Here is a 9,097-nt window from a genome sequence, read left to right as displayed (position 1 = left end):
TGAATCTTGAAATCGACCACAGCTGTCTTGAGACACGCCGCACCACCGACCAGATTGTCATCCACCACACGGGCAATCCTACGGATGACGATCTCTCGGCGGCAGAGATTGACGCAAGTCACAAGGGGCAGGGGTGGACGTGCATCGGCTACCACTACGTCATCCGCAAGGACGGCACGGTGGAGCAGGGAAGACCGCATTGGACCGTTGGAGCACACGCCTACGGAGAGAACGCACACACCATTGGGATTCATGTGTGCGGGAACTTTGAGGAGGCAGAGCCGACGGATGCGCAGATCGAATCGCTCGCAATGCTCCTTGCGAATCTCTGCACCGACTATGGGCTGACGATCGACCGTGACCACATCGTAGGACACAGGGAGCTCATGTCGACGGCGTGCCCTGGCAGGAATCTCTATGAGATGATGGACACCGTTGTGGGAAAGGCAAACTTCTACGCCAATGCGTGAGGAGGGGCATACAATGCTTGAACGGGTGAAAGATACCATTACAAAGCATAAAACCGTTCTTCTGGTGATCCTGTGTCTCCTGCTTGTTGGCATTGCGTATGCTGTTGGCCGGCACTCCGCATCGGAGCAGACGGCGGCCGAAAAACCTGCTGTCATGACGCAGGAAGAGACGCAGGACGTTAAGGCACTGCGGGCGCGGCTGGACATTTCACACGCCAATGCAAACGCCCTGCAAAAGCGTCTTGCAGAAGTGCAGGCAGAGCAGCGTGCGCCGTCAACAACGTACTACGTCACAGCACCAACCGTCGAACAGGCGGCACAGGTCGTTGAAAAAGAGATACGTGAAGACGCGCCGACACTGCCACGGGCAGCGCGTGAGAAGTCTGATCGTACCGTTGTCACGCCGATTACGAAAGACGCAGACGGGAAAGAACTACCGCAAGATAAGCAGAAAGTTGACGTGTATAAAATCAACCTCCGAAAAGACCACCGCGTCAAGGCGGGGGCATCCGTGATTGACGGCAAGGCGCTCATGACCGTCGGATATGAGCAGGGGCGATTTGAGGCACTGGCGCACTTTGACGGCGGGCGTTATAAGGGCGTGACCGTCATGTATAACGTCGCCGAGTGGTGACAAATAAACGAACAGAGGGGACAGCGTTTCGTGCGCCGTCCCCTCTGTTTTTCTTGTCTACATTTGTCTACAATTTGCCTACAAAACACCATGATTCGCCCTCTATATTGCTATTTCGTCATTGTGCAAAAAACACTGTGTTATTCCTGCAAAGCCTTGTTGCTGTTGGGTTTACGGGTTCGCTTTTGGATTTGCTATATTGTCTCGTTGCATATTTTTGTATTCTTTTCACAAATCACAGAAAATGCCGTCAATGTAATCTTGACGGCATTTTTTTTTCGTGATATCCTATGGAAAGATATAATTGACTTATACAGCTACGATAACTAGCAGTTATTCAGAACATTCCTACCATGAATAATTCACAAGATGAAATAAGAATTTCTGAATGCCTGCGGTTGTTTGCTGTGTATGGCATAGGAGTATCAGTGGACGACGGCAGTACCTGCTGTCCGGCGTATCAGAGGGAGGTTTTTCTATGATCGATATTTCCGATCGCATTCCCAAGTCCCTAGCGGACAAAGTTGTCAGCGCGGAGACGGCGGCAGAGTATTTTGCCGACGGCATGACCATCGGTGCCAGCGGCTTTACGCCGTCCGGATACCCCAAGGCGGTCACGCTTGCCATCGCCGAGCGCATGAAGAAGAATCCGTTCAAGGTAAACATCTGGACGGGTGCCTCGACAGGCCCCGAGCTGGACGGTGCACTCGCTGAGGCGGGCGGCATCAAGCAGCGTTTGCCCTATCAGACGAATACGCCGCTGCGCAATGCGATCAACTCCGGTGTGGTCAGCTACCTCGACATGCATCTTTCCGAGGTGGCGCAGCAGTCGCGTGAGGGATTCCTCGGCAAGATCGACGTCGCACTCGTCGAGGCGGTCGCCATCACCGAGGAGGGCATCATCCCCTCGACCTCGGTCGGCAACACGCCGTCGTTCATTCAGAGTGCAGACGTGGTCATCGTCGAGGTGAACACGAGCCAGCCGATGGAGCTTGTCGGCATGCACGATATTTACATTCCTCTCGATCCACCGAATCGTCTGCCGATTCCCATCACAAAGGCGGGGGATCGGATCGGCACGACGTTCATGCCCTGTCCGCTGGAGAAGATCAAGTACATCGTCCCCTGCGACATCACGGACAAGACGCGTGCGCTTGCACCGGTCGATGAGATCGCGCGCAAGATGGGTGCGTTCACGGTCGAACTCCTCAAGAAGGAGATCGCCGAGGGGCGTATGCCGAAGGGACTCCTGCCGCTCCAGTCGGGTGTCGGCAACGTGGCAAACGCCGTTATCGCAGGCTTTGTCAGCTCCGACTTCACGGATCTCGAGGTCTATACCGAGGTTATCCAGGACGGTATGTTCGACCTTGCGGATGCAGGCAAGCTGAAATTCGCATCGGGCACGGCGTTCTCACCCTCGCCCGAAGGTCTCCAGCGGTTCTACAAGGACATCGACAAGTATAAGAAGATCATGATGCTCCGCCCGCAGGAGATCTCGAACAACCCCGAGGTTGTCCGCCGTCTCGGTGTCATCGCGATGAACACGGCGATCGAGGTCGATATCTACGGCAACGTCAACTCCACGCACGTCACGGGCACGAAGATGATGAACGGCATCGGCGGCAGCGGCGACTTTGCACGCAACGCCTACCTCACGATCTTCTATACGCAGTCCGAGGCGAAGGGCGGCAAGATCTCGTCGATCGTTCCGTTCTGCTCGCACATCGATCACGGTGCGCATGATGTCGATATCGTCATTACGGAGCAGGGCATCGCGGATCTGCGCGGCAAGAGTCCGCGTGAGCGCGCACTGGAGATCATCAACAACTGCGCACATCCGGACTTCCGTCCGATTCTGCTCGACTACTACGAGCGTGCACTTGCAGCGACGAAGGGCGCACAGACGCCGCACCTTCTCGACGAGGCGCTTTCCTTCCATCAGCGCTTCCTCGCGACAGGGTCGATGCAGAAATAATCAGATAAAGAGGGGGCAAACCCCTTTAGGGCATAACCCAACACAAAAGAACTGTAAAAGGAGAATACGTTCATGAGCAATGAAAACATCCAGGCGGGGCTTGACAAGTACAATGCTACCGTAGAAAAGGCAACGGCGAAGTTCCCCGCGCGTCCCAACATCCCCGAGCAGGGACTCTATACTCCGCTCGACATCCAGGAGACGGACTACGCGCAGGACATCGGCTTCCCCGGTGTCTACCCCTATACCCGCGGCGTTCAGCCGACGATGTACCGCGGACGCTTCTGGACGATGCGTATGTATGCAGGATTCTCCACGGCGGAGGAGTCCAACAAGCGTTACCGTTACCTCATCGAGAGCGGCGCAACGGGACTTTCGTGCGCGTTCGACCTTCCGACGCAGATTGGCTACGACTCCACGGATGCCATCGCGGAGGGCGAGGTCGGCAAGGTCGGTGTTGCGATTGACTCGCTCGCTGACATGGAAATCCTCTTTGACCAGATCGACCTCGGCAAGGTCTCCACGTCCATGACGATCAACGCTCCCGCATCCGTCCTCCTCGCGATGTATATCGCCGTGGCGGAGAAGCAGGGCGTGTCGGCAGACAAGCTCAAGGGCACGATCCAGAACGACATTCTGAAGGAGTATGCGGCACGCGGCACGTACATCTTCCCGCCGCGCCCGTCCATGCGCCTCATCACGAACATTTTTGAGTATTGCTCCAAGAACGTCCCGAACTGGAACACCATTTCCATCTCGGGTTACCACATCCGCGAGGCCGGCTCCACGGCATCGCAGGAGATTGCATTCACCATCGCGGACGGCATTGCCTACGTCGAGGCCGCCATCAAGGCGGGACTCAGCGTCGACGATTTCGCAGGACGTCTCTCCTTCTTCTGGAACGCACACAACAACGTGCTCGAAGAGGTTGCGAAGTTCCGCGCATCGCGCCGCATCTGGGCGAAGGTCATGAAGGAGCGCTTCAAGGCAGAAAAGCCGAAGTCCATGATGCTCCGCGTCCACACCCAGACGGCAGGCTCCATGCTGACCGCACAGCAGCCGAACAACAACATCGTCCGCGTCGCACTCCAGACGGCAGCTGCTGTCATGGGCGGCACGCAGTCGCTCCACACGAACTCCCGCGACGAAGCTCTTGCGCTTCCGACGGAGGACTCGGTCATGGTCGCGCTCCGCACGCAGCAGATCGTTGCGCATGAGAGCGGACTTGCCGATGTCATTGACCCGCTCGCAGGCTCCTACTACGTTGAGGCTCTCACGAACCGCATCGAGGCAGAGGCTTGGGAGTACATCAAGAAGATTGACGATCTCGGCGGCGCAGTTGCGGCGATCGAGAAGGGCTACATCCAGAAGGAGATTCAGGATAGTGCCTACAAGTGGCAGATGGACGTCGAATCCGGTGCCCGCGTCATCGTCGGTGTCAACAAGTTCCAGGTGGAGGAAGAGGCTCCGAAGAACCTGCTCCGCGTCGACGCATCCGTCGGCGAGAAGCAGAAGGCGAAGGTCGAGGCGATGAAGGCGAAGCGCGACAATGCAGCCGTGCAGGCAGCCCTCGCCGACCTCAAGACGGCGTGCGGCGACGAGAACGAGAACCTCATGCCGCACATCCTCGCAGCGGTCAAGACCTACGCGACGCTCGGCGAGATCTGCGGCGTCATGCGCGAGGTCTTTGGCGAGTACGAGGCGCACGTCAATCTGTAAGCATTGGCACTTTGGCATAGCGGTTGTTTGGTGAATGCAGTGGGGGCGTGCCGCCCATGTGGCGGCAGCCCCGTTCAGGAGGAATATAAAAATGGCAGAGAAAATCAGAGTGCTCGTTGCAAAGCCGGGTCTGGATGGTCATGACCGCGGCGCGAAGGTCGTCGCCCGTGCCCTGCGTGATGCAGGATTCGAGGTCGTCTACACAGGCCTTCGTCAGACCCCCGAGGAGATTGCCGAGGCAGCTCTGCAGGAGGACGTCAACGTCGTTGCGATGAGCATTCTCTCGGGTGCACATCCGCATCTCTTCCCGAAGGTTGTGAACCTGCTGCGCGAGAAGGGCATGAACGACGTGCTCGTCATCGGCGGCGGGGTCATCCCCGAGGGCGACATCCCCGCACTCAAGGACGCGGGCGTTGCCGCCGTCTTCACGCCCGGCACACCGACCGGCGAAGTGGTTGACTTCATTAAGGAGCATGTGGCGTAACAACGTCATTTTGAAAGGATGGATGACAGGCAGAAGAATCTTTTGTCTGTCATCCATTCCCCTGTATGGAGTTGACTGCACGAAGGAGGTGGGCGCATGGATATTGCAGCCGAAGTGCTCAATGGAAACCGCCTCGCACTCTCGCGTGCCATCACGGCGATCGAGAACGAACGCGCGTCGGCGACCGACATTATGAAGGCGCTCTATCCGTATACGGGACATGCCTATGTGCTGGGCATTACCGGCCCTCCGGGTGCGGGCAAAAGCACCATGACGGACAAGATTGCCAAGGAATACCGCAAGCGCGGGAAAACCGTCGGCATCATCGCCGTCGACCCCACAAGCCCCTTTTCCGGCGGTGCCATTCTGGGCGACCGCATCCGCATGAACGACCTGACGCTCGATGAGGGCGTTTTTATCCGCAGCATGGGAACGCGCGGCAGCCTCGGCGGGCTCTCGCACAAGACGGCTGACGCGGTAAAGGTCATGGATGCGTTCGGCAAGGACATCATCTTTGTCGAGACCGTCGGTGTCGGGCAGTCCGAGGTGGATATTGTGCGGGCGGCGGACACCACAATGGTTGTACTGATCCCGGGCATGGGCGACGACATCCAGGCGATCAAGGCGGGCATCCTTGAGATCGGCGACGTGTTCGCCATCAACAAGTCCGATCTTGACGGCGCGGATAAGCTCGTCCGTGAGATCAACATGATGCTGGATCTGGACGATCACATGAGCGACTGGCGTCCGCCGATCCGCAAGGTCGTCGCGAATCGCGGCGATGGGATCGCGGAGCTGGTTGACACCATCGAGGAACATCGCAGCCACATCGAGGGCAACGGTGTCCTCACCGAGCGGCGTACGCGCCGCACACGCGATGAGATGCTGGACATCCTGCACGCAGGTGTACGGCGGAGCATCGAACGCCGCATTGTCGACACGGGAAGACTCGACGACTATGTGGCGAAAATCAAGGCGCATGAGACCGACCCCTACACCGTGGTGGGCGATGTCATGGCCGAAATGTTATCTTAAAAGTGGAAATTGACAGCAATTTCCCAAGGAGGAAGCACCTATGTTCAAGGTTCTGGCAGTAGATCACATCGGCATTGCCGTGAAGGATCTCGAAGAGGGGAAGAATTTCTGGTCGGACGTGATCGGCATTCCCTGCACGGCTGAGGAGACGGTTGCCGAGCAGAAGGTCACGACGACCTTCCACCCGACCCCGAACAAGAGCGAGATCGAGCTGCTGATCGGCACGGCGGACGACAGCCCGATCACGAAATACATCGAGAAGAAGGGCGAGGGCATCCAGCACATCGCTCTGCGCGTCGACAACATCGAGAACGCGATTGCCGACCTCATGGCGAAGGGTGTCAAGATGATCGATGAGAAGCCGCGCATCGGCGCGGGCGGCGCGAAGATCGCGTTCCTGCATCCGAAGTCGACGAAGGGCGTTCTCCTCGAGATCTGCGAGCATGAGGATCGCTGACAGCATCCGACATTGTGACGCATAATCCCTGCGGGGAGCTTCATTCCGGTTTCCCGCAGGCAGATATACAGGAGGGATATGATGTCCACAGTCCAGGAAAAAATTGAGCTCATGCTGGAGAAGAAAGAGCATCTCATGCAGGGCGGCGGCGCGAAGGCGATCGAGAAGCAGCACGGCAAGGGCAAGCTCACCGCGCGTGAGCGCCTGAACCTGCTCTTCGATGAGGAGACCTTCGTCGAGCTGGATATGTTCGTCCGCCATCGCTGCACGAACTTCGGGCAGGATAAGAAGGAACTGCCGGGTGAGGGCGTTGTGACGGGCTACGGTACGGTCAACGGCCGACTCGTCTATGCATTCGCACAGGACTTCACCGTCGAGGGCGGCTCGCTCGGCGAGAAGCACGCTCACAAGATCTGGAAAGTCATGGATCTCGCGATGAAGATGGGGGCACCCTGCATCGGCATCAACGATTCGGGCGGCGCGCGCATCCAGGAGGCGGTTGACGCACTCTCGGGCTACGGCGGCATCTTCTACCGCAACACGAAGTCCTCGGGTGTCATCCCGCAGATCTCCGTCATCATGGGACCCTGCGCGGGCGGCGCGGTCTACAGCCCCGCACTCACGGACTTTATCTTCATGGTGAAGAACACGAGCCAGATGTTCATCACGGGCCCTGCCGTCATCAAGTCCGTTACGGCGGAGGAGGTCACGGCGGAGGAGCTCGGCGGTGCGATGACGCACAACAGCCGCTCCGGTGTCGCGCATTTCGCTGCGGAGAACGATGAGGACTGCATTGACCAGATCCGCTATCTGCTCTCCTTCCTCCCGAGCAACAACATGGAGGAGACCCCGCGCGTCGAGACGGGCGATGACCCGAACCGTCAGGATGAGAGCCTCAACACGCTCATCCCCGACAACCCGAATGCGCCGTACGACATGAAGGATGTCATCCGTGCGCTCGTCGACAACGGCGAGTTCTACGAGGTGCATCAGCATTTTGCGACGAACATCATCTGCTGCTTCGCACGCTTTGACGGCCGTACGGTCGGCATCATTGCGAACGAGCCGAACGTCATGGCAGGCTGCCTCGATGTCGACGCGTCCAACAAGTCGGCGCGCTTCATCCGCTTCTGCGATGCGTTCAACATTCCGCTCGTCAACCTCGTCGACGTGCCGGGCTTCCTGCCGGGGGTCGATCAGGAGTACAGCGGCATCATCCGCCACGGCGCGAAGATGCTCTACGCATACAGCGAGGCGACGGTGCCCAAGGTCACGGTCATCACGCGCAAGGCGTACGGCGGCTCCTACATCGCAATGTGTAACCGCGAGCTCGGTGCGGATCAGGTCATGGCATGGCCGACCTCCGAGATCGCCGTTATGGGACCTGCGGGTGCTGCAAACATCATCTTCCGCAAGGATCCGGACAAGGATGCGCGCACGGCAGAGTACATCGAGGAGTTTGCGACCCCGTACAAGGCGGCGGAGCGCGGCTACATCGACATGGTTATCACGCCGAGCGAGACGCGTCCCTACATCATCACGGCACTCAACGCGCTCTCGAGCAAGCGTGAGGACAATCCCGCGAAGAAGCACGGGAACATTCCGCTCTAAGGGAGGAAAAACATGGCTGCAAACACTGTTGCACCGGAGATCATCGCTGCCATCACCGCCGCCGTTCAGTCGGCGATGGGGTCGAAGGTTGTCGCCGTGCGCATCAAACCCGCAGAGGTTTGGACGCTCGCCAACCGCAGTAATCTTTGATTCCGTAATCCTGTTCATCCAGGAAGTCTGTCGCGGGGGGAGCATGATTAGAAACGGCGTGCTTCCCTTGGGAATATAAATGTTGGAGGAATAACACATGAAGAAGTTCAACATCACGGTCAACGGCACTGCTTACGAAGTCGAGGTCGAGGAGGTACGCGCAGCGGGAGCTGCTCCGGCTGCCGCTCCGCGCGCTGCTGCACCGGCACCTGCTCCGGCGGCTGCACCGGCTCCGGCTGCTCCTGCAGCACCGGCTGCTCCGGCGGCAACGGCGGGCGCTGGTGAGCAGTCTGTGGACGCTCCGATGCCGGGCAAGATCATCGAGGTCAAGGTTGCGGTCGGCCAGGCAGTCAAGGCGGGCGACACGCTCCTCATCCTCGAGGCGATGAAGATGCAGAACGAGATCGCTGCGCCTGCTGACGGCACGGTCAAGGCGGTCAACGTCTCCGCAGGTCAGTCGGTCAAGGTGCGCGAGTCCATGGTCATCCTCGGCTAATCGATCGAACAAGGGAAGCACTGATAAATTCAGCGCCGCCATCTTGACGCATCTTTTTTGCCCGCA

General features: G+C 58.5%; 10 protein-coding genes. All 10 read left to right on the top strand.

Annotation, left to right across the window (positions count from 1 at the left end; genetic code table 11):
- The first annotated feature begins 11 nt into the window (after nt 1-11).
- Complete coding sequence (locus ACO6BQ_RS11030; RefSeq protein WP_489120924.1) at nt 12-470, top strand: peptidoglycan recognition protein family protein; 459 nt, start codon at nt 12-14, stop codon at nt 468-470.
- 13 nt (nt 471-483) lie between these two features.
- Nucleotides 484-1,104, top strand: a complete 621-nt coding sequence (locus tag ACO6BQ_RS11025) for a glycoprotease (protein WP_489120921.1) — start codon at nt 484-486, stop codon at nt 1,102-1,104.
- A 478-nt stretch (nt 1,105-1,582) separates the two neighbouring features.
- Nucleotides 1,583-3,079, top strand: a complete 1,497-nt coding sequence (gene scpC, locus ACO6BQ_RS11020) for a succinyl-CoA:acetate CoA-transferase ScpC (protein ID WP_489120920.1) — start codon at nt 1,583-1,585, stop codon at nt 3,077-3,079.
- Nucleotides 3,080-3,151: 72 nt separating this feature from the next.
- Nucleotides 3,152-4,798: an acyl-CoA mutase large subunit family protein gene (locus ACO6BQ_RS11015; protein WP_489120919.1), complete on the top strand. Its 1,647-nt coding sequence runs from the start codon at nt 3,152-3,154 to the stop codon at nt 4,796-4,798.
- Between the two features lie 91 nt (nt 4,799-4,889).
- A complete protein-coding gene (locus ACO6BQ_RS11010) occupies nt 4,890-5,282 on the top strand; it encodes a cobalamin B12-binding domain-containing protein (RefSeq protein WP_006692994.1) in 393 nt (130 codons plus the stop codon).
- Between the two features lie 96 nt (nt 5,283-5,378).
- Nucleotides 5,379-6,317, top strand: coding sequence for a methylmalonyl Co-A mutase-associated GTPase MeaB (gene meaB / locus ACO6BQ_RS11005; protein ID WP_489120918.1), 939 nt, complete (start codon nt 5,379-5,381; stop codon nt 6,315-6,317).
- Nucleotides 6,318-6,357: 40 nt separating this feature from the next.
- Nucleotides 6,358-6,774, top strand: a complete 417-nt coding sequence (mce, locus tag ACO6BQ_RS11000; RefSeq protein ID WP_006692992.1) for a methylmalonyl-CoA epimerase — start codon at nt 6,358-6,360, stop codon at nt 6,772-6,774.
- Between the two features lie 81 nt (nt 6,775-6,855).
- Nucleotides 6,856-8,385 (top strand): methylmalonyl-CoA decarboxylase subunit alpha, encoded by a 1,530-nt coding sequence (gene mmdA / locus ACO6BQ_RS10995; RefSeq protein ID WP_489120922.1) that lies wholly within the window; start codon nt 6,856-6,858, stop codon nt 8,383-8,385.
- A gap of 12 nt (nt 8,386-8,397) precedes the next feature.
- Complete coding sequence (locus tag ACO6BQ_RS10990) at nt 8,398-8,535, top strand: hypothetical protein (protein ID WP_314663058.1); 138 nt, start codon at nt 8,398-8,400, stop codon at nt 8,533-8,535.
- A gap of 97 nt (nt 8,536-8,632) precedes the next feature.
- Nucleotides 8,633-9,031 carry a biotin/lipoyl-containing protein gene (locus ACO6BQ_RS10985; protein WP_489120917.1) on the top strand — a complete coding sequence of 133 codons (399 nt, stop codon included), beginning with the start codon at nt 8,633-8,635 and terminating at the stop codon, nt 9,029-9,031.
- Nucleotides 9,032-9,097 lie beyond the last annotated feature (66 nt).

This window comes from Centipeda sp. (in: firmicutes), from assembly GCF_057271695.1.
Note: the sequence above shows the minus strand (reverse complement) of the source record. Positions and strands in the feature narration are given on the sequence as shown.

Excerpts from the sequence above, each read along its gene's own strand:
- mce (WP_006692992.1), top strand. The coding sequence starts at position 6,358 with ATGTTCAAGGTTCTGGCAGTAGATCACATCGGCATTGCCGTGAAGGAT.
- scpC (WP_489120920.1), top strand. The coding sequence starts at position 1,583 with ATGATCGATATTTCCGATCGCATTCCCAAGTCCCTAGCGGACAAAGTT.
- ACO6BQ_RS11010 (WP_006692994.1), top strand. The coding sequence starts at position 4,890 with ATGGCAGAGAAAATCAGAGTGCTCGTTGCAAAGCCGGGTCTGGATGGT.
- meaB (WP_489120918.1), top strand. The coding sequence starts at position 5,379 with ATGGATATTGCAGCCGAAGTGCTCAATGGAAACCGCCTCGCACTCTCG.
- ACO6BQ_RS11015 (WP_489120919.1), top strand. The coding sequence starts at position 3,152 with ATGAGCAATGAAAACATCCAGGCGGGGCTTGACAAGTACAATGCTACC.
- ACO6BQ_RS11025 (WP_489120921.1), top strand. The coding sequence starts at position 484 with ATGCTTGAACGGGTGAAAGATACCATTACAAAGCATAAAACCGTTCTT.
- ACO6BQ_RS10990 (WP_314663058.1), top strand. The coding sequence starts at position 8,398 with ATGGCTGCAAACACTGTTGCACCGGAGATCATCGCTGCCATCACCGCC.
- ACO6BQ_RS10985 (WP_489120917.1), top strand. The coding sequence starts at position 8,633 with ATGAAGAAGTTCAACATCACGGTCAACGGCACTGCTTACGAAGTCGAG.
- mmdA (WP_489120922.1), top strand. The coding sequence starts at position 6,856 with ATGTCCACAGTCCAGGAAAAAATTGAGCTCATGCTGGAGAAGAAAGAG.